Origin of the sequence: Nostoc sp. (genome assembly GCF_036917975.1) — a bacterium.
Taxonomy (GTDB): Bacteria; Cyanobacteriota; Cyanobacteriia; order Cyanobacteriales; family Nostocaceae; genus Nostoc.
Map to the genome: position 1 here is coordinate 34,611 of NZ_JBALEJ010000109.1, position 25,614 is coordinate 60,224.

General features: G+C 42.5%; 17 protein-coding genes and 1 pseudogene. 7 read left to right on the plus strand and 11 right to left on the minus strand.

Features of this window, described 5'->3' with window-relative positions; all coding sequences use genetic code 11:
- Window positions 1-39 precede the first annotated feature (39 nt).
- Window positions 40-1,185 carry a BMP family ABC transporter substrate-binding protein gene (locus tag V7K76_RS33020; protein ID WP_334775569.1) on the plus strand — a complete coding sequence of 382 codons (1,146 nt, stop codon included), beginning with the start codon at window positions 40-42 and terminating at the stop codon, window positions 1,183-1,185.
- A gap of 370 nt (window positions 1,186-1,555) precedes the next feature.
- On the opposite strand, the gene V7K76_RS33025 is transcribed toward V7K76_RS33020, so the two are convergent.
- Complete coding sequence (locus V7K76_RS33025) at window positions 1,556-1,972, minus strand: ATP-binding protein (RefSeq protein ID WP_334775568.1); 417 nt, start codon at window positions 1,970-1,972, stop codon at window positions 1,556-1,558.
- Window positions 1,973-2,122: 150 nt separating this feature from the next.
- Between V7K76_RS33025 and V7K76_RS33030 the strand changes: the two genes are divergently transcribed.
- A complete protein-coding gene (locus V7K76_RS33030; protein WP_334775567.1) occupies window positions 2,123-3,313 on the plus strand; it encodes a PP2C family protein-serine/threonine phosphatase in 1,191 nt (396 codons plus the stop codon).
- A gap of 231 nt (window positions 3,314-3,544) precedes the next feature.
- Here V7K76_RS33030 and V7K76_RS33035 read toward each other — a convergent pair whose 3' ends face one another.
- The 4 genes from V7K76_RS33035 to V7K76_RS33050 all read right to left on the minus strand — a co-directional run bounded on the left by V7K76_RS33035 (window position 3,545) and on the right by V7K76_RS33050 (window position 9,852).
- Window positions 3,545-3,871 (minus strand): STAS domain-containing protein, encoded by a 327-nt coding sequence (locus V7K76_RS33035; protein WP_334775566.1) that lies wholly within the window; start codon window positions 3,869-3,871, stop codon window positions 3,545-3,547.
- A gap of 107 nt (window positions 3,872-3,978) precedes the next feature.
- Window positions 3,979-4,692 carry a PIG-L deacetylase family protein gene (locus V7K76_RS33040; protein WP_334775565.1) on the minus strand — a complete coding sequence of 238 codons (714 nt, stop codon included), beginning with the start codon at window positions 4,690-4,692 and terminating at the stop codon, window positions 3,979-3,981.
- Window positions 4,693-4,738: 46 nt separating this feature from the next.
- Window positions 4,739-6,745 (minus strand): glycosyltransferase, encoded by a 2,007-nt coding sequence (locus tag V7K76_RS33045; RefSeq protein WP_334775564.1) that lies wholly within the window; start codon window positions 6,743-6,745, stop codon window positions 4,739-4,741.
- A 314-nt stretch (window positions 6,746-7,059) separates the two neighbouring features.
- Complete coding sequence (locus tag V7K76_RS33050; RefSeq protein ID WP_334952703.1) at window positions 7,060-9,852, minus strand: DUF3131 domain-containing protein; 2,793 nt, start codon at window positions 9,850-9,852, stop codon at window positions 7,060-7,062.
- Window positions 9,853-9,939: 87 nt separating this feature from the next.
- On the opposite strand from V7K76_RS33050, the gene V7K76_RS33055 reads away from it, so the two are divergent.
- Genes V7K76_RS33055 through V7K76_RS33065 form a run of 3 tightly spaced genes read left to right on the plus strand, consistent with a single transcriptional unit; the run spans window position 9,940 to window position 10,599 of the window.
- Window positions 9,940-10,098, plus strand: a complete 159-nt coding sequence (locus V7K76_RS33055) for a hypothetical protein (RefSeq protein WP_334775562.1) — start codon at window positions 9,940-9,942, stop codon at window positions 10,096-10,098.
- A 25-nt stretch (window positions 10,099-10,123) separates the two neighbouring features.
- Window positions 10,124-10,354 (plus strand): hypothetical protein, encoded by a 231-nt coding sequence (locus V7K76_RS33060; protein WP_334775561.1) that lies wholly within the window; start codon window positions 10,124-10,126, stop codon window positions 10,352-10,354.
- Window positions 10,351-10,599 (plus strand): type II toxin-antitoxin system VapC family toxin, encoded by a 249-nt coding sequence (locus tag V7K76_RS33065; RefSeq protein WP_334775560.1) that lies wholly within the window; start codon window positions 10,351-10,353, stop codon window positions 10,597-10,599. The genes V7K76_RS33060 and V7K76_RS33065 overlap by 4 nt, the downstream gene beginning before the upstream one ends.
- A gap of 68 nt (window positions 10,600-10,667) precedes the next feature.
- Here V7K76_RS33065 and V7K76_RS33070 read toward each other — a convergent pair whose 3' ends face one another.
- Both V7K76_RS33070 and dnaG read right to left on the minus strand, forming a co-directional pair.
- On the minus strand, window positions 10,668-12,218 hold the full coding sequence (locus tag V7K76_RS33070; protein WP_334775559.1) for a DUF3131 domain-containing protein: 1,551 nt from the start codon (window positions 12,216-12,218) through the stop codon (window positions 10,668-10,670).
- A gap of 417 nt (window positions 12,219-12,635) precedes the next feature.
- A complete protein-coding gene (gene dnaG / locus V7K76_RS33075) occupies window positions 12,636-14,594 on the minus strand; it encodes a DNA primase (RefSeq protein ID WP_334775558.1) in 1,959 nt (652 codons plus the stop codon).
- Window positions 14,595-14,934: 340 nt separating this feature from the next.
- Between dnaG and tftA the strand changes: the two genes are divergently transcribed.
- Window positions 14,935-16,287 carry a hormogonium tapered terminus morphoprotein TftA gene (gene tftA, locus V7K76_RS33080; protein ID WP_334775557.1) on the plus strand — a complete coding sequence of 451 codons (1,353 nt, stop codon included), beginning with the start codon at window positions 14,935-14,937 and terminating at the stop codon, window positions 16,285-16,287.
- 250 nt (window positions 16,288-16,537) lie between these two features.
- Here tftA and V7K76_RS33085 read toward each other — a convergent pair.
- Window positions 16,538-16,882: pseudogene (locus V7K76_RS33085) on the minus strand (class II aldolase/adducin family protein); the annotation flags it as partial.
- A 670-nt stretch (window positions 16,883-17,552) separates the two neighbouring features.
- Between V7K76_RS33085 and V7K76_RS33090 the strand changes: the two are divergent.
- On the plus strand, window positions 17,553-19,352 hold the full coding sequence (locus V7K76_RS33090) for an iron uptake porin (protein ID WP_334775556.1): 1,800 nt from the start codon (window positions 17,553-17,555) through the stop codon (window positions 19,350-19,352).
- Between the two features lie 392 nt (window positions 19,353-19,744).
- Here V7K76_RS33090 and V7K76_RS33095 read toward each other — a convergent pair whose 3' ends face one another.
- From V7K76_RS33095 to V7K76_RS33105, 3 genes are all read right to left on the minus strand, one after another.
- Window positions 19,745-21,589 carry a tetratricopeptide repeat protein gene (locus tag V7K76_RS33095; RefSeq protein WP_334779020.1) on the minus strand — a complete coding sequence of 615 codons (1,845 nt, stop codon included), beginning with the start codon at window positions 21,587-21,589 and terminating at the stop codon, window positions 19,745-19,747.
- A gap of 185 nt (window positions 21,590-21,774) precedes the next feature.
- A complete protein-coding gene (locus V7K76_RS33100) occupies window positions 21,775-22,707 on the minus strand; it encodes a trypsin-like serine peptidase (protein WP_334779019.1) in 933 nt (310 codons plus the stop codon).
- A 67-nt stretch (window positions 22,708-22,774) separates the two neighbouring features.
- A partial coding sequence (locus V7K76_RS33105; RefSeq protein WP_335030395.1) for a tetratricopeptide repeat protein occupies window positions 22,775-25,614 on the minus strand: 2,840 nt, incomplete at its 5' end.

Here is a 25,614-nt window from a genome sequence, read left to right on the forward strand (position 1 = left end):
GAAAAATCTTTTTCACCAACTAAACCCCATAGATAAAATATGGATCGTCGGAATTTTCTAAAGTATCTCACTTTAGCAGGATCTAGCTTTGCCTTAACTAGTTGTATTCAAGGCAGAAATTCCACCAAATCGCAGGGTGAGGCGTTTCCTTCAGCGTCGCCTGTGGCGGTAAATGAACCTCTCAAGGTGGGATTTGTTTATGTGGACTCTGTGGGTGATTTTGGCTGGACTTATGCCCATGATTTAGGTCGCAGAGACATGGAAGCCAATCTTCAAGATAAGGTAAAAACTACTTTTGTTGAAAATGTCAAAGAAGGTGCTGACGCTGAAAGGGTAATTCGCCAATTAGCATTAGATGGTAACAAGTTAATTTTTACAACTTCCTTTGGGTACATGAACCCAACAATTAAAGTTGCCAAAGACTTTAGTGATGTTGTCTTTGAACAGTGTACAGGATACAAACGTGCTACCAATGTTGGTACTTATCTGGGACGCTTTGAAGAACCGCGTTACTTAACCGGTATGATTGCTGGCAAGATGACAAAATCAAATGTAGTTGGTTTTATTGGCGCATACCCAATTCCAGAAGTAATCCGGGGAATCAGTGCATTCACTCAAGGAGTACGGCTAACAAATCCCCAAGCAAAAGTTAAGGTACTTTGGGTGCAAAGTTGGTACGATCCAGCCAAAGAAAGAGATGCGGCTCAAGCTTTGGTCAATTTAGGTGCAGATATATTAACACAACATACCAACTCTAGTGCTGTTGTCCAATTGGCTGAGGAAAAAGGTATTTATGCTTTTGGCTACAACACTGATATGAGTAAGTTTGGTCAAAAAGCCCACCTGACATCAGCTATTAATAAATGGGGCAAATTCTATACAGATAAAGCTTTGGCTGTAATGAGTAATACTTGGAAGTCTCAAAATATTTGGGATGGTATTGGTCAGGGAATGGTGGATATTTCCCCAATGAATGAGGCGATTCCGGCTGATGTGCAGCAATTAGTGAATGCGAAGCGAGATGAGTTTATTCAGGGTACTGCACATCCTTTTAATGGCCCGGTGAAAGACCAAAAAGGGGTAGTGCGAGTGCCAAAGGGTAAGGTGTTGGATGATCGGGGACAACTAGCGATGGATTGGTATGTTGAGGGAATTGAAGGGTCAATTCCGAAAGGGAAATCCTAGCACAAGAAGGCAAAAGTAAAAAGGCAAAAGTAAAATGAAAGAATGCTTATTTTGTAAGCTTTCTGACTATTTTAAATGGGTGGTTTATGAAAAGAAGTGAGGTTTAAAACTGTACTTCGTCCCGCTACGCGCTAACGCCTGCAAGTGGCGCGTTCGCGGTAGCGTCTCGCAGAGAAAGAATCATTGTTTCCCAACGGTTGTTGAAACCCCACCCCTTGTGGATGGCTAGCCAATTAGTAGACCCCTCTTGACAAGACTGTATTTTTCTTAACTTGACGCCAATGGCAAGATGCCCACCCCACAAGATTTGGTAATTTATTTCTTGGAAGTCCCTTATAACCCACATTCCCTACACCTATAATCGGCATCTTTAATAACATTTACTAATAAATAAACAGTAACGATTATCTCCTGTCGGCTCATAACTCAACTTGTCGGCAATGACAGACATGATTTTTAAACCCCGCCCGCGCTCTTGCTCATTCTCTTCAAATTCAGATGTTTGACGCAATTTTTTTTCTAAGTCGAAGGGTTCGCCTTGAGACCAGATGCGAATTTCTATGTATTCATCTAACCGCACAGCTTCTATCTCAATAGGAGTTTCAAGAGGTAAATTTTTGTGGGCATGTTCAACAATGTTAGTAAAGCCTTCTATAATCAGCGTTTGACATTGCCACCAAATTTGTTTATCAAGAATAGGTGGTTGATTAATCTGCTCAAACCAAGATAAAACTTGAGGTGAAGCTTTCAGGTCTGTGTTGACTTGGAGATAAATTTTCTTATTCACTTCTTAACTAATAAAATATTTTAAAATCATCATATTCGTTAATTAATTTATTAATTTGAGTAATTTTACTATACATTAAAATCTGAATTTCATATAACTTGAATGAAAGCAACTATATTACTGATAATTTTACTTCATAAAGTGTAATCTATGTTTAAAATTCTAGTTATTGATGATGACCCGACAGTGCGAGCAGTACTGAAAAGCACACTCCAAAGGCAGGGTTATGATACTACTGTAGCCAGCAATGGCGAAGAAGGAATTATACAAGCACAAAGGCTACATCCGGCTTTGATTATCTGTGATTGGATGATGTCTCAGGTAGATGGACTAGAAGTGTGTCGTCGAATTAGAACAGATCCAGAGTTAGCAACTACTTTTTTTATTCTATTGACGGCTAGAGGAGCAGCTCGAGGAGAGGAGGAAGATAGAGTTAGGGGACTTGATGCTGGAGCAGATGAGTTTATCTCTAAACCAATAGAGATGAATGAATTGAAAGCACGGGTAAGAGCAGGATTAAGGTTACACCAGCTAAATCAACATTTACAAAGTCAAAAGCAAGTTTTGGAGACATTAAATCAGGATTTGCAAACTCAAAAGCAAATTTTGGAAGCAGAATTGTCTGAGGCTGCTGCTTATGTGCGATCGCTTTTACCCTCACCCCTTGTAGGAGAAGTAACTACAGAAAATCTGTTTATTCCCTCAGCACAGCTAGGGGGTGATTGCTTCGACCATCATTGGATTGACGAGGATCATTTGGCAATTTATTTGTTAGATGTATCAGGTCATGGGGTAGGTTCAGCCCTCCTATCTGTATCAGTGCTGAATGTTTTGCGATCGCAATCTCTACCTAACACTAACTTTTGTCAACCAAGTGAAGTTTTGAAAGCGCTCAATCACGCCTTCCAAATGAAGAAGCACGGTGATAAATACTTCACAATCTGGTATGGAGTTTATCACCGCCTAAAACGTCAACTCATTTATGCCAACGCCGGACATCCACCAGCTTTATTGTTATCTAATACCTCTACGAACAGCATTGAAGTTAAACAGCTAAGTTCTTTAGATTTACCAATTGGCTTTTTACCGGAAGTTCAATTTGAGGATGCTGCTTTTGAGGTTGAAGCAAACAGCACTTTATACATCTTTAGTGATGGTGCTTATGAAATTAATCAGTCAAATGGTAAAATTTGGGGTATTGATGCTTTCATTGACTTACTAAGCAAATATAGTCAAAAAGATACTTGTAATCTTAATCAACTATTAGCGAACATTCTCACCTTAAATGCTCAAGATAATCTTGATGATGACTTATCTTTAGTAAAAGTTAACTTTGGTTAGTATAGTCAAAGACAGCAGGGAATAGGGAATAGGGAATAGGGTTGAAAGTCTCTTGGTATATGATTTTTTATTAAATTTTGTACCTCATTTACCTAAAATATGCTGTATGCGGCTTGAAATTTGGTATTGTCTAGTACAACACGGCGTAAATAAACCAACCATTTAAAATAGCCAGAAAACTTACAAAATAAGCATTCTTTCTTTTTACTTTTGCCTTCTTGTACTAGCAGCTTACTGTATTGCCAATACTTGGCGATTGAAGTCATCTTGATCGGCAAAGGTTTGAAAAATTCTATCCATTTTAGTCAATTCAAATAACATTCTAACTTGATCGCTGATCGAACAAACAAACAGTTTGCCATTAGTAGCTCTTACCATTTGCATTGCTGATACCAAAGCACCTAAACCAGAGCTATCAATAAACTTTACTTCTTTCAGGTCAAGTAACAAAATATCGGCTCCGGCTGCCAGAATATCGCTAACTTCACGACGTAATTCATTACCTCTAATACCATCTAAAATTCCAGACAATTCTAGTATTTTTACACTCAAACTCATGGTTTTATTTTCCTATTTTCTGGCTTGAAAACTATGTATTTATATTTTGGCATTGACATCAGCTAAAGCGCAATAGATAGAGCAATGCTTTTGTGTTGCTTATCCAATTAGCTCTGTTTTACTACTTGGTGATTGCTATTATTTGCTATGGCGGTAAAAAAGCTAGCATCAACCCATTGTCGAGAAATTTCAAACGCTTCAAAATAGCCATCTTTTTGACCTAGTTCTCGTGCCCAAAAACGAGATAAAACCAGTATGGCATCAAGCTGCATAAATGCTTTATTTAACTCTGATTCATAACAACCAATAGCTGCAACTTTTTCTTCAATTACAGAGGTGATATCTACAAAAAAGTTTGGTTCAAAACCGCGCAAGAAAACAGGCGGTGCTGAATACCATAGAGGTATGTTTTTGCGGGTAGCAACATTAGAAACTGCGATCGCACACACTTCATGATCTCTATGTCCATATTTTTCTGGTTGTGGTGCATGAGTAATAATCAAATCGGGTTGCCAGCGTCCCAGAGCTTCTTCAGTCACTTTTATTACTGCTTGGGTTGAGAAATTGCACTCTTCAAGTGCATGAAACTCGTAAGTTGCACCGATAATTTTACCTGCTGCATCTGCTTCTTGATGACGCGTACCTTTAATAGGCGAACTAGAAAGACCGCCATCAGTCAAAATTAAGCAACGAACATTCCACCCTGCTTTAGACATCAAACTGAGAGTACCAGCAGCAGGTAGAACTTCATCATCAGCATGAGCATAAATTGTTAAGACATTTCGCTGACTAGAGTTGTTTAAGTCTGAATAAGTGTTCATAGCTGTTTTTTCTAGATTGAATTTGTAAGTAACTCAACACTCTTAATTAGGCCTCTTTTGGAGGTTGCCAAACAGAGGCGCGGATGATAGCCGACAAAAGCAATAAGTTATAGATCGCCCATGCACCATTGAGTAAGTGAACGCCAGGATAATTCAGATGACCAATTGCAAATTTATAAAGACTCCATAATATTCCTAAAATGGTCAAGATAAAGACAACTAATTGTGGCCAAACAAGTTTGAGATAAATGCCAGATTGCCGTTGCTTAGGTGTGACTTGAAAATTGAGTTTTTGTCCTGTAAATACACTCCATACAGCTTGGATTAATAAGGGGAATAAAGCGATCGCATATTGTTCAGAGCGCCAAACTTCTCTAGCTGGAATGCCCCAAGTGGCTGATATAAAAGTCAGACGGTTGATAATAAAAGCGGGAAAAAAGTGTAAAGCAAAGTCAGGGCCATAGGTTTTAACTGGAATAATATCCGTAAAAAAATAGATAATTGGACAAGAAATAAAAACCAAAGTTGCAAAACCAGAGAAATAGCTATACATCGTCTTAAAATAGTGCAACCTTTGCCAAAAACTTAGTCCTGGTTTGGTGAGCGGGTTTTCTCTCAATAGCACTTGGATAGTTCCTTGTGCCCAACGTAGTCGCTGTTTCAGAGTAGAACTCAGGTCATCTGGTGCTAACCCTTCTGCTAGAAGTTCATTATGATAAATAGATTTCCATCCAGCACCATGCAGACGCATCGCTGTATTCATATCTTCTGTAATACTGTTGCTGGATACGCCACCAATTAATTGAAATTCATTCAGGCGTTTTTCATCTTTGGCAAACTCATCAGCAAAATGTTGTAGTCCCACACTAATCAGTGCTTCTCGCCTCAAAATCGCATTTGTGCCTGTATAAAAAGCGGCATTCATGCCATCTTTGCCTTGTTGAAGTGGCCCATAAAACAAATTTGCTCGATGTCCAAAAGGATCGCCTGGAGGAATATTGTAAAAATCTTGGCGGGTCTGAACAAAAGCAATTTGATTCTGATCGTATTTACCTGTGAAAAGATTATAGGTATAGAAATAAGGTAGAACTCGCTTGAGAAATTGTGGTTTAGGAATATGGTCAGCATCTAGGGTAAGAAGAAACTGTCCTGAAGTTTCTCCCGAAAAAATCGCGTAATTGAGATTACCCGCTTTCGCATGATGGGGTACACCAGCCGGTTTGGGACGAGCAATGTAGCGAAAACGAGCGAGTTCAACTAGTTCTAGTTCTTTCTTGCTAATAGCTTCTTGTAAGGCTTTGCGTTCGCTAATTAGGCGTTCGCGTAGCGTCTTTGCAGGAGAATCGCTAATAGTATGATGTTCAGGAGATAGCCAGAGAATTAACTGACGCAGACTTTGCACAAATCCAGCAGCAGAATCGTTAACTACTGATTTTGATGATGCTTGCAGCCATTGTTCAGCAGCTTGAGCATTAATTGTGAGATTTTCTAGTTGCTTCAAGCGCTCGAACAAATAAGAACATTCTGCATCAATTCGCACTACTTCTTTCTGTAATTGTACAGACTGCAAATCTTCAATACACAATCTTTCGGTCATCGCTCGCATATCAGCCGAGTTACCATCATCCAGCACATAAACCCGTAGCTTTGTTGGCGGATAATCCATTGCTAGGGCGGCTTTAGCAGTTTCTTCGACAATTTCTGGTGGCTCGTTGTAGCAGGTTACAAACACATCCACTGTTGGCCAGTCTGCTCTGGATATAGGTGGGGTCATTTGGTCGAGAGACTTAATTTGTCGGACTAAGGGTCGCCATAAGCCAATTACAAACATTACGCCACCGAAATAGCTATAAATCTCTGCTATCAGCAAAGGAATAGAAATCCAGAGGGCATCAAAATTGATGGAATGGGTGATGCGCCATTGCAAATACCAGATGCCAAAAATTAAATTGATTTCTGCTAGATAACGAAATAATAGGGTTCTTTTTTTGAGTAATGAGCGGCTGTTACCAGAAAAGTTTGCGGAATTATCAATAATAGAAGCTGAAGTCATTTGAGTATCGATAGTTAATGTATCTGCATCCCCCTCAAAAGAAGTATTCCCTAGTTAAATTTATAACTAACAACTTATTCTCGATTAACCCAAAATTGGCGTTGCTGAATTGAGGTTTGAAGAAGAATGCAGAATTCAGAATTCAGCAATCTTGACGCGACTCGAAAATACTCGCTAACGCTGCGCTATCCGCCAGTCGTACAGAATTCATTCTGTTAGCGGTAGCGGGGCGTTTAGCCCATTCTGACTCCTGAATTCTGTTCGATAAATCGTATGTAGAGACGTAGCACTGCTACGTCTCTACAAGAATTTTGTTATTTTGTGCCAGTTACTAAGTGAGTATTTTTACTATCTGAAACCCAGTAACTTCCAGAACTATCAGAAATTAACTTGGTTTGTTGTGTGGCAGTGCTAGGTAGACCCCGCCCAGAATTTCCCTCGGTGACAGCTTGCCACCAAAGAGAGTTCGTGGTGGTAGTCGGACGAATTAAGGGTTGTCGATTTGTCACGCTGTATAACAAGGATTGCAAAATTATACTGTTGGTGTCGCTAGTGAAACCAATTGCTGTTTTGCCGGTGGTTTCGTAGAAGCCCTCATAAAATCCAGCTAATGGATTATATAAGTCAGTCGTCCCTTGGAGTAACTGTTGACTATACTTATTTTCTGGAAGCAGGGCATTATAGGCAAAAGCTACTGCTGTACTTACCAATCGCCCCTTTGCTACTGGTTTACCATCATCTCCTAAAGCTGCCCAAGGCTCACCTTGTCCAGTAATTGTACTGTGGACAGTGTAAGGTTTACGGTCAATTAAAGTGGTAGCTGAGGCTGTGAGGGTGCTGGTACGACGGTAACGTTCGGCTTGCGCCTGAAAAATTGGCTCAAAGAGCGATCGCATTTGTGGATCTAGTCCAAACTCCAGGGCATAGAGTACAAAAGGATTACTAACTGTGTATTGGTTAACTTTGGAATTAGTATCTGTGCGATGGCGTTGAATTGGAACTTTCAATCCTTCCACTAAGGCAGTTTGATATTCTCCCCCAACAGCAGAACGCTCAAGATTAAACCCCCATAATTGAAAAGCACGAGCGGCATATTCTTCATAACCCAACCGGATTTCTGGGTTAACGCGCGTCAGATATCGCCCATCTTGCTCTTTAGTGACAGTGGCACTAGAGAGAATACCTTCACGCACCACACGCAAGTATGACCAATCCAGCACAATTTTATCTACCGCAGCCGTGTATTCTGGATGACAGGTTTTTAAGTTGTAAAGCGCTGCTAGCATTCTCCCTAAATCTAAAGCTGACCAGCCGTTTCCTTCTGGAACTGGATTTCCACCATAATCTACTGGTTGGAGCGATCGCGTATCATAACTTCGACTCGGCAATTCCCCAGCAAATAATGGTAACTTTGTCAAGGCTGCTAATAGATGCCGGGTGCGCCCGTCAAATTCCTTGGGGGTAATTATATCGAGCGATCGCGCTGCATGGAGGGCTGCGAGATAATTTCCCAATCCCCAGAGGGTTGCACCTTTAAAATCACTGCGATCGTCTATCATCCCATTTTTAGAATGATAATTGGCTTGAAAGTATCGCCAAGCCGCCTCTGCATAACGCCGTTCAATAACCGTCAGTGGTCGATTTAGCTTCAGGTTAGATGATGGACTATCTACTGGTGGAATTGGTGCAACAGCCACTTCTGTCGGTTTAGAATTGTCCGCAGGAGTTGCGATCGCAGTCTTACCAGTAGAATTCGGTTGATTTGCGGGTGTTGCTGGAGAAGCATTTACACTAGGCTTACTATTAGACACACTTGCAGAACCAGAAGCAATTAAAGGGTGATTTCCCCTAGCTTTGTAGTATAAAATCTCCAAAATTAACCCATTAGTATTACCTGTTAAAGCTTTATTGGGTTGTTTTGATTCTTCATAAATACCAGCATAGTAACCGCCATCATCAGGACTGCGGAGATCCTTAACAGCATCAAAAACTTTTTGGGCATAAGCATTATCTGGAAATAGATAATGCCAGCCAAAAGCAGCTTTTGTGCTGATACTGCGAAACTGTGGATAAGGTTGATTGCTATCGGTAATAGTTGCCCAGTTGACACCGTTGGCGTAGACGGTGTTGTAGAGAAAATAAGGTGCTTGGTCGATATTATCTTCTGTTACAGCAGTTAATTGACCTGTGGTATCAAAACGCCGTTTTTGCACATCTAAAACCCTGGCAGCAAAATCAGCTAACTCACCTTGCAAACCAAATTCAATCTCATCCAGGATATAAGACTCACTCACAACATAATTATTAGCATTGGTGCTTTGAAAGTCACGGCTATCAACAGGAATTTGGACACCATTAATTTCGACTAACTTGAACGGTTCTAAAGCAATAGCCTTGGGTGCAGAGAAACCCCAAAGTTGATAACCCCTAGCGCCGTATTCTTCGTAGCCGAGTCGTCCTTCTTGCACCAGTAACGTTTTGTTGTCAGGGAGAACAGTAGCGCCAAAAAGTTGTCCATCTTTGAGCGATCGCGCCACCTGCCACTTTGCTACAATCCCTTTGAGCCACTCATTATATTGCGGATGACAGGTACGGATGACATCAAAAGCAGCCAGAATTCGCCCAACATCCAAAGCCGACCAACCAATACCCCTCAAGAGTGGATTGTTACCATAATCAACCATCTGTGCAGTGGCCGCGTTATAGACTTTATTGGGTAATGCATCTTCAAATAACTTTAAGCTGTTGAGAGTCGTCAAAAACTTGTTGAGGCGAGAATCAAAGTCTGCTTGGTCAGTAAGATTCAACCAGCGTGCAGCATTCAATGCCATCAGGTAGTTACCCATATCCCAGAGTGTACCCGAAGGATAACCCCCAGTAGAATTGGTAAATCCCGTTGCTGGCTGATAATTTTTGACAAAATACTGCCAAGCAGCACGAGCATAAGTTTGTTCTTCAGATGTGAGCGGGGCTGTAATATTGCTACAGCTATTGGAATTTTGGGATAAGACTGGTGTCGGGATGTAAAATAACAATTGCAGAAATGTCCCAACTAGGAACAATGCAATCCATCTCAACACTTTTTGTTGAGGGGGTTTGTATATCATAATGTAAAGAAAGAGTTAGGAGCGTCATAGCCCGTCTGTACAGTTATAATTCATAAATCGAATTTTCATCAGAGTCCTAAATCATTCGTGAACAATAAGATCCCCGACAACTTTTACGAAGTCGGGGATCTTAGTCTCTCGATTTTCACAACTCATTTAGGATTGCTATATGCTGGGGGCGATCGCCTCTATACCAGAGTCAAGAATCTGGTTATAGAGGGCGCGATCGCTCATACTAGATGGTAGACACCTTCGACCATAAGAGCCGTCTATGTTGCTAGAAGAATTGAAAGACCAGGTCTTCAAGCTACCACCGAGCGATCGCCTTGCACTGGTGAGCGCTATCATTGAGTCTTTGCAAGACACGCTAATTTCTGAGCCTGAACGCTCTAGCGCGATTAGACGGATGCGAGGCTTGCTAAAAACAGACCAGCCAGTATCGACTGATGAAGAAGTGGCTGTAATGTTAGAAGAGCGACGAGTGGACAAGTATCTTGAATGAAAGTTTTAATTGATACCAATATTGTCCTAGATTTTCTGTTGCAGCGAGAGCCATTTTTCCAGGACGCGGAACTGTTGTTTCAGGAGATTGATTCTAGTCGTGTCGTTGGATATGTCACTGCGACAACACTTACAGATATTTTTTATATTTCCCGAAGACACACTCGCAGCATTGATTACACCATTAGCATTTACAGATATTTCAGTGTCTGTTCAGAGACTTTTGCCATAAGGTGGCGTTACTGAATAGACTTATGTGGGTAAAATATGGACATTGCACAGTAGATGACCCCTAGTATGCAACGCCAGTTTTTTCATGGTCTGAGAATCTTAGCTGTAACTTGCGGCGTTCTGATAGCCCTTTTGGTTGACTTATAGCTTTTGACTCCTGCCCAAACGGTGAGCGGTTGTCCAACTTGTTTATACAGCAAACTCTCTAAAATTACGCCATTATTATTAGCAGTAAGAGTTTTATTTGGCTGACGCAGAGATTCATAAAAGCCGTTGTACCAGCCATCTTTTGATTTGAGGTTGCTTTGAACGAAATTAAATAACTGCTGCGTGTATGCGGTGTTATAAAGTACATGCCAGCCGATCGCAGCTTTGGCACTGAGAAATCGCAAATCGTTGTGTTTTTCTCTGGTATCTGCAATGGTTGCCCAAGGTTCCCCGTTGACAAATAGGCTGCTGTAAACGAAGTAGGGAGGGCGATCTAAGTTGTCTTCGGTGACGGCAGTTAATTGTTTTGTGGCTTCATAACGCGCTGCTTGAGCAGCTAAAATCCGATCGGCATAGACTTTCGGCAAAGCTTGAAACCCAGTTTCGATGCCATCTAAGATATAGGGTTCGCTCAGAACGTAATTATTGGCTCCAGAGTTTTTATAGTCGCGTTTATCGTAAGGAATTCCCTGTCCGTAAAGGTCAACAAAGGCTGTATGAGATTGATAATCTAAGGCTTGCTTAACATCCAAACCCCATAGTTTCAAACCATAGGCGGCATAATTCTCATAGCCCAAACGGCCTTCTTGGTTGTACTGTTCTTTACCTTCGATGACAGCAGTACCATACATTTGGCCATTTTTGGTTAGACGCTTAACTTGCCAATGTTTCCAAACTGCTGATGTTTGCGATCGCATTTCTGGATACTTTGCCTCGACAATCTTCAGCCAAATTGCCATTCTCCCCAAATCGATGGCTGACCAACCAATTTCTTCGCGTTTTTCTAGTTGACCATAATTAACGGGTACGAGAGTTTTAGCGTTGTAGACCTTGTTAGGTAGTTCTCCTTTATATAAGGGCATAGACGCTAATGTATTCAACATTTTGGTCATTTTGGCATCAAATTCAGCCGCAGGCACGATATTGAGTTCTCTAGCGCTGACTAAGGCTGCAATCGCTGCTGTCTGATCCCACATACTGATAGAGGCAAAACCATCCACAGAATTGATCAAGCCAGTTTCATCGTTCCAATTGCGCTGGAAGTATGACCAAGCCTGACGCGCAGTTGTCGTTTCTTCTGCGGTGAGTTTTCCAACTCCAGGAGCAGTATATGGGATTATGGCTACTGTTAATTGGTTCTTAGGAATGGGTTGACCTGGCAAAACTACAGATTTCGCATCCAGGCTGGCAACTATTTCCGCTGCTTTAGCACCAGAGGCAGGACTTTGGGTTTGGGGTTTACTTGGTTGTAGCAATTGGCGTGAAGCAGTTTCGGATGCTGATATTTCCGGTTTTGCTATAGAAGTCTTGGAAAGGTGCTTAGACCAACCATTTAAAATTGCGATCGCGATTACAGCAGTAACTACTCCTCCTACAGAAGCTAGTATGGACAAGCTCTTAGGTGGCGGTTGAAAATCAGAACTCATACTGATTAAAGCCTCATATTATAAGTTAGCGTTGCTTGCGTAGTTTCACTAAATGCATTCTTCCCAACTTTGAAATCTAACTAACAGGGTTTCAGGTAAGGCATATTTAATTTTCACTCCTATGTCTAATAGACATCTCCGAAAAATAACGTAGAGACGTAGCACTGCTACGTCTCTACAAGGGTTCTGGGTAACGCATATTTAATTTCTGGAGATGTCTAATTCATAACTCATCTCTACAACGCCAAATTTTGCATCAAAAGCAATGCAGATTTCTAAAACCAATCCTCAGATAGAAAATTGGTCGAGCTATTTATACAACAATACAGTTCAGAATGAGCAACAAAACACTTGTAGAGACGGCGATTTATCGCGTCTCGAAAACCCAAGCGTATTGATTTATAGGCGATCGCTATCTTACATTAACTCTGTAATGGAAAATAACCGTTGTCGGTCTATTTTTTGAAGCTTGATTTTTTCAGCGTAGAAAGCCTGATAATACGATTGATACCGCTCTGGTTCTGCCTCTGGATCGGTTTGTTGCCATAGTTCCAAAAAGTGACGATAACGTTTTTCAAGCATCACCAAATCCATACAAGCGATCGCAGCTTGAACTACTTGCGGAGTCCGAAGTATTTCTTTCTGGTTTTTTTCATCGACATGAAATAAATGGGAAATTAACCCGATCTCACTGTCAAATTCTAAAAACTGGTCTTGGAGGCGGGAAATTAAATTTGGTAGAGAAACTAAATTTTTTGTCTCTCCATCACCGGATGAAATTTCTAAAATCTGTTGCCATAAAAATCGGTGGTGGGAAAGGCTAAATTGTAAATCTCGCTCCTCTAGTTCGTCAATAATCGCTTGACGCTGTTCAGGACAATGCAAATAAATTCGCAATAATAACGCCTCTGCGTGTTCTAAAAGGCTGCGTTCTGTGGGGAGTGGAAAGTTTGAAATGGGGAGTGGGGAAACGTTGCTACCTCCCCATGCCTTCTTAGCTGAAACAGGTTTAGAATATATAGCCGCAGCCGGAGCAATTTGAGTTAGCAGATTTTCGACTCGTAGGGGTATAAGTCTGGTATCTCCTAAGCTGAGTATTTCAGCACAATAAGAAACATAATAATTTCGTGTATCGCTGTTAGCTATGTTTTTAAGTAATTTGACTAATTGCTGAGTTACTTGCTGAAAATCAGTAGCTTGTTTTAAGTCGCGGTCTTGAATAATTTGCTGAATCTGCCAATCTAGCCAAAGTGGGGCATTTTTTAGCAGTTCTCCATAATCTTCTTGGGTATGGCTATGCAAATATTCATCAGCATCTTTACCATCGGGTAAATTGAGAATTTTTAGCTGAACTTCACCTTTGTATGCTAATTCGGCAATTTCACCGATCGCCCGTTCGGTGGCATTAGTTCCAGCTTTATCAGCATCAAAGTTGAGTACTAATTGTTTCGATTCGGTGTAGCGTAATATTAACCGGACTTGTTCTAAGCTTAAGGCTGTACCGAGCGAGGCGACAGCATTATTAATACCAGCAGCGTGGAGAGCGATCGCATCAAAATATCCCTCTACCACCACCGCTTGATCGAGTTGAGAAATCCCACCTTTGGCTTGATCGAGGGCAAATAAGGTTTTACCTTTACTAAAAAGTTCGGTTTCTGGTGAATTTAGATATTTAGGCTGTTCATCAGTCAGAGTTCTACCGCCAAAGGCAATAACGCGCCCTTGGACATCGCGGATGGGAATCATGAGGCGATCGCGAAATACATCATAATAACCGCCTCCTTCCTTGCGTGGCTTAATCAATCCCGCTTTTTCCAGTATTTGCACTGGGTAATGTTTATCTTCCACCAAATACCGATAGAGAGTTTCCCAACCTGCGGGGGCAAAACCTAAACCAAATTGCTGTATAGTTTCTTCTTTGAATTTGCGGTTAGATTGCAAATATTGAAGTGCCTTTTGCCCTTGGGATTGTCTCAGGGCGTGTTGATAAAACTGTGCTGAGGAAGCGAGAACTTCATATAACTGCTCACGCAAAGATAGTTGACGCTGTAATTCTTGGCGTTGTTCGGGTTCGAGAGTTTGTACAGGTACTTGGTAACGCCGTGCTAAATCCAGCACCACGTCAGCAAAAGAGCGTTTCCCCAACTCCATAACAAACTTAATGGCATTTCCCCCAGCTAAACAGCCGAAGCAATAGTACATTTGCTTGGTTTGGCTGACAGTGAAACTGGGAGATTTCTCGTCATGGAAGGGGCACAAACCGACAAAATCCTTTCCACGTTTGCGTAAAACTACGTATTCCGAGACGACATCTACAATATCAGCCCGTAATTTAACTTCCTCAATTGTGTCTGGGTGCAAGCGGGGGATTTGCATATCTTAGTTACTGGGGATTGGGAATTGGGAATTGGGGATTGGGGACTGGGGATTGGGGGGGATGAAGACGCAAGGGAGCGGGGTGCGGGGTGCAAGGGGGATGAAGAAAAATCTCCTCTTTCTCCTTTTTTCCCAATTTCCTCTTCTCCCTGCCCCCTGCTCCCCTGCTTTCCCTTCCCTACTCCCCAGTCCCCAGTCCCCAATCACTAGTCATTAACTTTAGAGAAATACCAAAGGATAAATGACTTTGGGCTTCTGATCGCTATTATATTCTTGTTGCTAGACCAAGAATGATGTATAGAATTGCTTAGACTTAATTTCACCAGAGGAAATACTGAAAATGGGGCGTATTTTTATATCAGCGGCTCATGGAGGCAAAGAAGCGGGAGGAATAGATCAAGGTGCGATCGCGGGTGGTACAACTGAAGCAAAAGAAATGATTTTGCTGCGGGATTTGATTGTCACAGAACTGAGGGCGCGGAGTTTAGAAATTTTGGCGGTTCCTGATGACTTGAGTGCCGCCCAAACTATCACCTGGATCAATTCCCGCAGCCGTCGGGGTGATGTCGCTCTAGAAATTGCAGCTAATGCGGCTAGTAGCCCTTCTGTACGGGGGGCTAGCGTCTTTTACATTGCTAATAATAGCGATCGCAAGAGTAATGCTGAACAGTTGCTAGTGGGGTTATTGCGCCGCGTACCCCAATTACCAAATCGCGGAGTCAAGCCAGATACAGATAGTGGATTGGGTAGTTTAGCATTCTGTCGCCAGACAACGCTTGCAGCTTTGGTGATGCAAGTGGGGTTTCTCAGCAATCCAGAAGATCGGGCTTTGCTGCAAACTCGCCGCCGTGATTTTGCTTTGGGAATTGCCGATGGACTAGTAACTTGGAGTCGCGTAATTGACCCCAGTCCTGGAACTCCAGCAGAACCAAATTATCCACCAATTAATATTAATATTAATGGACAAAGTTATACAGAACAAGGAGTTTTAGTTAATGGCAATGCTTACATTCCCATTGATTTAGTAGACCTGCTGCGGATTGACCTTTCAAAAGCGACTAATGTCAATCGGATTACCTATCACAAAGTAGTTTATGTCAAAGCAATCGAACTACGAGATTTTAATGTTGCAGTCAGTTGGGATGCGGCGACGCGTACTGTTAGCTTGCGATCGAATTTGGTAGTTTGCCCAGGTCAATTTTCGCGGGTGATGTCAAACGGTACTACTTCTGAAATACAGTTACAATTATTCCTGAGAAATAATAATCAAAATGCTTTAGCACAGTTTCCTGATATCCCAAAACTTTATCGTGAAGAAGCAGCTATAGAAGGAGTGAATTATGATATTGCCTTTTGCCAAATGTGTGTAGAAACTGGATTTTTACAGTTTGGTGGTGATATTAAACCTGAGCAAAATAACTTTGCTGGCTTGGGTGCGATCGGTGGTGGTGCCGAGGCTGCATCTTTTCCAAGTGCCAGAATTGGGGTGAGGGCACATATCCAACATTTGAAAGCTTACGCCAGTTTAGAACCTTTGGTACAAGAAGTAGTAGATCCAAGATTTCGCTTTGTTACGCGGGGGATTGCGCCATTAATTGATCAGCTAGCAGGGCGGTGGTCAGCAGATTTAGATTATGGTACAAAGATTTCAGCAATGCTCAAACGATTATATGAATCAGCAGGACTTCTTTGAGTTAGGGACTTACGCATTGACACGAAAGACCAAGTATAGGTAATTGGAAAAACCACATCTGTCGTAGGGGCGATTCATGAATTGCCCCTACACCACGGGTCTATCTAGCATCAAATAATTATTAATCAAAAGACATCTCCGAAAAAGAATTGTTTTGACGTAGCAGTGCTACGTCTCTACAAGGGTTCTGGGTAACGCATCTTTAATTTCTGGAGATGTCTAAAGCCTAAAACGACCTCTAACAGGTAAGTGCATACCATGCTGCTATGACATCAGGGCGGGCTTCGTGGATTTGAGAGTGAATGGCAAACGCTGCTTGACTAACTTGACCTTCACCTTGGACTACTTGACCTTCACTATTTACCAATATCAGGTCTGATACGCGAATGCGACTGAAATGTATCCCAAAGGGATTTACCCAAAAGTGATCGGTAAGTTCGGGATCGCGGGTAGTGATGTGTCCTGCCAATCCTTGAGCAAAACCCAAACGCGCAAATACCCGAAAGGCTGCTGCCAAACGTTCTTGGCGATGGCGACGCTCTGATTCAATGGAAACGAAGTTCCCTACACCTCGTGATGTAATGTTGTACCGCATCTGAATGCGAACCGCTATACTAATTACCTGATATCAGATTTTTAACTACTTACGCTTTTAGTCTAAACTCCAGTAGAGTAGCGAGACTTGCATTTTAGAAATCTCTATGCAAAGATAAGTTTGCACAAAATACTGTAAGCCTATCAACTTACAGTATTTAAATAAATATTAATAGTATTTCTAGTTATTTGAATCAAAATATGATATCTAGCCGTATCAATTTGCCTAGAAATAACTAGGATACAAATCAAGTTTTAGTCGTTGAAGTAGCCAATGATAAACTTCGTGTGCCATCACCAGCAAAACAGGATGTCAGAAGATGTTTTAGAAATCTTTGTTCACATAGCATCTATTTGATATTATTTTTTCTCTAGAAAAAAAGGCTTGAATAAGGTATCTGATGAAGCAGCATCATAAGCAAGATGTTTCAAGTATTCTCGAATGAGTTAAAAAATCAGAAATCAGAATTTAGGCGATTTTCTGGACTTCATATTGCATCAATGTATTGCTGGTTTGAGAACCTGAGATTTCACCTCTCTACCCAGTTAAATCCTTGATAGTAATCTGATCTCATCTGAGATTTTAGCAGATGACCTGAATTGTCAGATTTGAGTAGAAGTATTGTCAGAAATATTTCAGTCAGTTGTTTCGCTTTTAAGGTTGAGGAGTCATGTCGATTGTTCGCTGGGATTCTAGATTTACATTTTGCTTACTTTTTTTGCTAGATATATCAATTCTCTTAGTTATAAATCCGGCAAAAAGTCAGGCTAATATACCTGCATCTACTGCATCTCCTGTGAGTAATAGTAACGTTGTTCCTGCTTCTATGCAGTTGCCTGTATTTTATGCCGATCGCAACAATACTGTAGTTGAGCAAGTTACACCTGTTTCCCAACTACTCTCACCAGCACCGAAAGGATCACCTACTCGTAAGAGTAGCGATCGCACAGTCAGCAATCCAGCAATGGAGCAGGTAACTTCTGTTTCGCAGTTATCAGATATCAAACCTACCGATTGGGCATTTCAAGCCTTGCAATCTTTAGTGGAACGGTATGGGGTGATTGCAGGCTACCCCAACCAAACCTTTCAGGGGAATCGGGCAATGACTCGTTACGAGTTTGCAGCTGGATTAAATGCAGCCCTAGCTCGAATCAATGAACTGGTGAGTGCGGGAACTAGCGATCTAGTCCGAAAAGAAGATTTAGAAACATTGCAAAAACTCCAAAATCAGTTTGCGCCAGAACTGGCTCAACTGCGGGGGAGGGTGGATTCCTTGGAGACACGAACAGCAACTCTTCAAGCACAACAGTTTTCCACCACAACCAAACTCGTTGGTCAAGTTGCGGGTGTGGTTGCAGGAATTGTGGCAGGGAATAACGTCTTCACCAAACAACCTGCACCTCACAACTTCACTTTCAGCGACTCGGTTATTTTAAAGTTAAACACCAGTTTTAATGGCACAGATCAACTGCGAGTAACCTTAGCGGCAAACAATACTACCCCTTCGGGAGCAACAAGAAGTGGAATACTTGGAACTAATGATGGCAAAACTTCTGATTACGCCAGTCCATCATTCCCCAACAATCAACTTATAGTTAGTGGTGTCCGCTATCGTTATTTACTTGGTGGTAATACTGCAATTAACGTTTTTGCTCAGTCTGATGGAGCCTTTGAACTAGGCTTGAGTGGAACCATCAACCCGTATTTTGAAGGGTCAGCAGCTAATGGGATCTCACGATATTCGCGGCGAAATATGGTCTATGACTATGGAGATACCGGAGCCGGTATCGCCATCCTCCATAACTTTGGTAAACAGCTGGAATTAGGGTTGGAGTACACCTCGATTAACGGTAACAATCCGACGGCTAATAATGGCTTATTTGATGGCAGGTATGTAGCTCTAGGACAATTACTATACAGCAGCCCCAAGAGTAATTTCCGACTGGCTTTGACTTACGCCAATACTTATAGTCCACCAAACACTACAGGTCTGAGTGGCACAAACTTTGGCCCAGTTATCGGCAGTAACTTAGCAAACAGCACCGTGCCTGGAAAAGGAACTTTAGCAAATACTTATGGTGCAGAAGCGTTTTATCGGATTAATCCATCTCTGGCAGTAAATGGATGGGTTGGTTATTCCGCGCACCGTTACTTGGAGAGTGGTGATGCAGAGGTCTGGGACTGGGGTGCCGGACTATCATTTCCCGATTTATTCCACAAAGGTAGTTTGGGAGGTATTTTTGTGGGGATGGAGCCAAAGTTGACTAGTCTGAGTCCAAATGTGAATTTAGGTAATGGCAATGGTGTCGTAGACAAAGATACTTCCTTACACATTGAGGGTTTTTATCAATATCAAGTCAATGACAATATTGCAATCACGCCTGGTGTAATCTGGATTACTGCACCTGACTTCAATGCTAGCAATCCTGATAGTGTAGTTCTTTGGCTCCGCACTACCTTCAGATTTTAACCTGAAAAAACTATAGCGGTTCCCGCATGGGTAAGCTACAGAAAGAAATAATTAACCACAATTCACGCATTCACCCATTCAAAATTAAAGACATTAGATCCCCCTAAATCCCCCTTAAGAAGCAGGGTGGTTTCATACAACCAGAGAAAAAGTTTCAAAGCCTCTCCCCCACAGGGGGAGAGGTTTGGAGAGGGGTCAAAATCCTAATGATCAGATTACTTGTTTAGGGAGCATCCCAAATGTGCAAAAACCTTGATAGCCCTCATCCCCTAACCCCTTCTCCCATCTTTGGGAGAAGGGGAACTAGAATTATGTCTCCCCTCTCCCATCTTTGGGAGAGGGGCTGGGGGTGAGGGAAAAGATTTAAGCTCTCATTGGGATGCTCCCCTTGTTTACATATCTTGCTTATATTCTTCTAACAATTGTGGAATGTGATCGTACCCATCTACACCGATAACAGCAATCATCTTCGGGCGATGTTGCTGTAATAACTTTTGGAAAGCTTCTACCCCTATTTGTCCTTGTAAAATTGTCAGTAACCCTGCCGGTTGTCGCCACTCACGAGAAGCAATTTGCTGTAAAAGATACATTCCCAAGCAGCCTGTATAAACGGTTTTTTCCGAATTTTGCAAATGATAATAAGCTTCTGCTAAATAAGCTAAGTTCCGCCCTTGCAAATACAAATCACCGGAAACTTGTGCCGTTTTAAAACCATCTTCAAGATATTTAATTGCCGTTTGATGTTCTCCGATTACTAAATAGGCAATTCCTAAGCTGCTCACACATAAGGCTTTACTTTGAATATCGCCTAATTTTTCTGATAATTTTAAACCTTGTTCCAAATAGTTAATTGCGGCTTCATAAGTTTCAGGTTCTAGGTTTTCCAATTCCTGAGCCTGCATAACTTCGCTGTAACCTAAATTTACCAGCGCGTTTGCTTCTCCTGTCCTATCGCCTGCTTGCCGACTTAGTATTAATGCTCGTTGACTATAATTAATTGCCTCAGCATAATTTTGCTGTTGCACGTAGGTACGGCTGAGGTGGTTGAGATTGGCAATTTCACAGGTGCGATCGCCTGCATTTCTGGCGATTTCTAGTGCCTGCTGATGAAAATCAATTGAGCGCTGGTATTGTCCCAAAGCACGTTGAGAATAGCCTAAAAGTGTCAAAATACGTGCCTTTTCTTGGGTTCCCTCGCCTCGTCGCAGTGGTTCATCCAGATAATCTAAGGCATCTCGTAAATAAGTGCCAGTAAAAGAGGCAAAAATCCCGCCGTAAAAGGGAAAATATGGACGCTGGGCAAAGGTTCGTAATATCTGGAGCATGATTTGAGAACAGGCATCGCTATATACTGTCCCAATGCTGCTAAAACCACTGGCTAACTGACTCCAAATTACTGCAAAGGTCAAAAAAGTAGAAATGGACAACTTTGGCCCAGCTTTCACATCGTAAGCTTGTTGGTCAAACCAGTTAATTAGTCCCCGTTGCAAGAACTGTAAAATCAATGCCATTTCTACCCAATCTCTGAGGGTGATACCCCGTTGTCGCTGGGCAAACTCAATTGCTGATTCTTCTCTAGCTAAGGTGCGAAGCAGTGCTTGGGGTAACTCGCTACTGAGTTGTTTAGCCCAACTTGCCCAAGGGCCACGTTCTCCTGGTACGCCGCCAAATCCCAGAGATTCTTTTTGCTCGTACATCCAACTGAGCAAGTTATCTTGTAATCGCTGCCAAGAAGCTAAACCACGAGTAATTCCTTCGGAAAATTGTTGTAAATCAGAATCAGCTTGAGCAAATTGCTGCAATGCTTTTGACAATTGCTGTAGCTGTTGCAAATTTAGTGGATACTTCTGATTGGGGTCAGTAACCCGAATAAATGTCGCCAGACGCTCGTTAGCGGTAGCTGTGGTAATTTCTGTAACTGCGGAGGCGATCGCTTCTGTGGCTTTATTTTGCTCTTGCCAGCGTTGCCATTGACTTTGAATCGTCTTAATGGCTCTCAAACTGCGAGTCGCCTTGGCTTTCTTGAGTTCGTCTTTTTCGCTATCGACTTGGCTTTGGAAGGCACTCAGGCGATCGCTCAAAGCTAGCTCAAACACTTCCCCTGTCCCGGAAGTGATACCTTTTAGCAGCATTTGATACACCTGTTCTACAGAGCTAATTTTGCCCTTGAGGGTGGTTTCGACAATTTCATCGATTAAGGCAAGATAGCGATCGCTTAATGGCAGAGAGTCTGGCACTTTGGCTACTAGGAGAATGTCACATCAATTCTAATTCTAGTCTTGGCAGCAAAAATGGGAAAAATAATTAGCGGCAAAAAATTTTTCGATTATTCTGACCGGAGGCGGAGCGTCTCCGGCTCCGCTCCTGAATTCTGACTTCTGAATTCTTCTTCAATTTACTTCTTAAAGACAACTAACCCTATCTAATTTCCCCGCGTAGCCTCCTCAATGGTAGAAATTTTCACCGCAAAATTGATGATATCTTGTCCAGTCTGGAGATTTTTTGCTTCACCATTATTCAGAGCCACAATATAAGGGTCGCCACCAATTACGCCAACAATGGGGCTACCCGAAGAACCAGCAGCAGTAGCGCAATCATGTAATAAAAAACCATCTTTTTCTCCGACAATACTGCATCCTGCCTCATAACTTGCCGTCCATCCCGCCCCGGCACTGAAATATTCTTGATAATTGTCGTTAGGGAAATCACCAGAATAGCCCACAAAAAAGAATGCTTTTTCCTTGCGAACCAGCGTAGTAGAAGGTATCGATTTCCATCCCAAATAACCATATTTGCGACCTAGAGGCTGGTTAATTTTCAGAATTGCCCAATCATTAGGACTAAGATCCTTGCTTTCCTTGAAATCTGTTCCATAATAAACTTCTTTGGTTTCCGCTATGTCTTCGTAATGGCCATCGATGACGTTAGGCAGAAACTCGATTTTTGTGCTTAATTTGCCTGTTTCGGGGTCAATAGCACAGTGAGCATTAGTTAAAACCAGATTAGCAGCAATTAAGGTTCCCGTGCAGTAATAACCACTGCCATCGCCTGTAGTTCCTTTGATTCGACCAATTGCCGACCAAGGATATTTATGGCTCAACATCGGGGTACGGTTATCTGTTCCTCTAGGAATGCCTCTAGAGTCGCTTTCCTCAGGTTTGGCACCCCGTTCCAAACCAGGAGGGATGAAAGGTTTGCCATCACCTTCTAGATTAAGTTTTTGGGAACTGATGAATTTGGGTGTAATGCTTTGCTGTGGTTTTACCTGGGTTTCTGCTTGAACTGATGACCAATAGCTAAAAGTTGTGACAATCAGAAATCCGGTCAACAAGAGGGCAAAAAATCTTCTATTCATTGCTACTAACACTCCGTAATTATTGAATATTTGAACTAACTGGGATTGGGGATTGCTACTCCCTGGCTCATCTCCACTCGCCTTGCAAGGTGAAAGCCGCCCAATAGTATGGGTTTCGCCAGTTTTCTTGCTGCCACAGTTTGAGTTGTGCTTGACGCAGGGCAGTTGTGGGAGATGCTTTTTGCTGCAACATCGCTGTGTAAAACTGGGGCATCAATTGTGATGTTGCGGTGTCATTGACTTGCCACAAAGACACTACAGCACTTTTTGCCCCTGCATACATCAGTCCTCGTGTCAACCCTACCAATCCTTCACCTTGGACATCCTTACCTAAACCCGTTTCGCAAGCACTCAGCACAACTAAATCTGCACCCAAATCCAAGTTAAAAATGTCACGCAGCCGTAAGATACTTGGAAGATTAGGTTTACCTTCTTTGTTTATCTGAGAAAGTACGATTCCTGACGATTCTGGGTTGATTGGGTCAGCAAAACCGTGTGTTGCAAAGAGGATGAATCGATATTGTTTGAGTTTTGAACTAGTTGCTAGATTGTAATTGGCATCAAAATCAAAAGCCTGTAAGCTTTCCGAGGGTAGTACAAGTTTTAATATTTGTTCGGCTTCTGTGCGCGTACCTGGTAGCCTTCCCCATCCTGTACGGTTAAGATTTCTCGCAGATTTTTGGAGAGTAGACTGATCAAGGTTGAGTTCAGGGCCTAGAGAAGAGGGTTTACCTGTGAATCGGTCGTCATCAACCGCAAATACAGGGTCAGCAAGAACAGCTAGGGTTTTGGGTGCTGCTTGGCGTTTGTTCAAGTCTTCTCTGTGGGTAGCGATCGCAGTGACGGAGGGTAGATTTACAATCTCGTGGTAAACTAGAAGCGGTTGATAATTAGATTTCCCCGCGTGCGGCGACTTTTCAAGCTGAGAGATTTGATTTGGTTCTGATAATGCTGTGAAGGGAATTTCTTCTAATACACCATCTGCGACAATTACCAAACGCTTTTTACCCAACTTTCCTGAAACGGGCGCAAGGATAAGCTGGCTAAGTTCAGTTGCAGCTTGGGTAATTTCTTGAAAATCTTTGGCTTTTTGCTCTGGGGGTAATTTCTGGCAGTCAATACCTGGTTTTTGACATTTTCTCAATAGTTCCTTGAACTTTCCTGCTGATGTTTCTATCGCTTCGCGTCCAGGGAGTTCGTAGCTATTGATGGAATTAGGAGTCACAGCCCAAAGATAGCTGCGTTCTTCACCCAAGGAATATTGCAATAGCAGGGTGTCTGAATCGAGTTGTTGCTGAATTTGAGGTAATTTCAGAGGTTCAGGATATTTCAGTGCTGCATATTTCGGGCTACTTGTACGGATTTTGGTTTGCAGTTCTTGGTATTGGCTACGGAGGTCGGCAATTTCTTTTTCGAGGTTTTGGATTGCGGTTGTGGGTGCTTTTTTATTTAGTAACTCTTGACGCAGTTGATCTCTAGCATCAAGTTGCTGCTCCAAGTTTTGTTCTTCTGCCAGTAGTTGCGGGTTAACGCCTGTACGGATTTTGGCATTGGCTTCTGTTAAGAGTTCTAAAAGAACCCTGGCGCGCGATCGCTCACTCATGTGCAGTGCCAATGCGTCGTATCCTTTAGATGGGTCTTTTTTATGCAACTGCATCAGCAAGTCGATGTAGAACTGATAATAACCCTGTACGGTGGCAAAATAGGAAGTACGCAGTTCTTGACTGGCAATTTTGGTGCGTAATTGTTCAATGATTTCAATAGCTGCTTGAATATGTGTTTGGGCTTGTTGGAGGTTGCCGCGATCGCGTTCTACGAAAGCCATGTTAGAGAGGGTGGTGGCTTCCCCTCCCCTGTCCCCCACTGCACGGCGTATGGGTAAAGCTTGGTTGAAGTATTTGAGCGCTTCTTGCTTTTCTCCTAATGAGTTGTAGACAGTGCCAATATTGTTGAGGGTGGTGGCTTCCCCTCCCCTGTCCGCCACTGCACGGGTTATGGGTAAAGCTTGGTTGTAGTATTTGAGCGCTTCTTGCTTTTCTCCTAATGAGGAGTAGACTAAGCCAATATTGTTGAGGGTGGTGGCTTCCCCTCCCCTGTCCCCTACTGCACGGCGTATGGGTAAAGCTTGGTTGTAGTATTTGAGCGCTGATTGCTTTTCTCCAAGTGAGTCGTAGACGAAGCCAATATTGTTGAGGGTGGTGGCTTCCCCTCCCCTGTCCGCCACTGCACGGAATATAGGTAAAGCTTGGTTATAGTATTTGAGCGCTTCTTGCTTTTCTCCTAATGAGTTGTAGACAGTGCCAATATTGTTGAGGGTAGTGGCTTGCATTGTTCTGTCCCCCACTGCACGGAGTATGGGTAAAGCTTGGTTGTAGCATTTAAGCGCTTCTTGCTTTTCTCCTAATGAGTTGTAGATAGTGCCAATATTGTTGAGGGTAGTGGCTTGCATTGTTCTGTCCTCCACTGCACGGGTTATGGGTAAAGCTTGGTTGAAGTATTTGAGCGCTTCTTGCTTTTCTCCTAATGAGTAGTAGACACCGCCAATATTGTTGAGGGTGGCGGCTTCCCCTCTCCTGTCCCCCACTGCACGGCTTATGGGTAAAGCTTGGTTGTAGTATTTGAGCGCTTCTTGCTTTTCTCCTAATGAAGAGTAGACTAAGCCAATACCAGTGAGGATGGTGGCTTCCCCTCCCCTGTCCCCTACTGCACGGCTTATGGGTAAAGCTTGGTTGAAGTATTTGAGCGCTTCTTGCTTTTCTCCTAATGAGGAGTAGACTAAGCCAATATTGTTGAGGGTGGCGGCTTCCCCTCCCCTGTCCCCCACTGCACGGCTTATGGGTAAAGCTTGGTTGTAGTATTTGAGCGCTTCTTGCTTTTCTCCTAATGAAGAGTAGACTAAGCCAATAC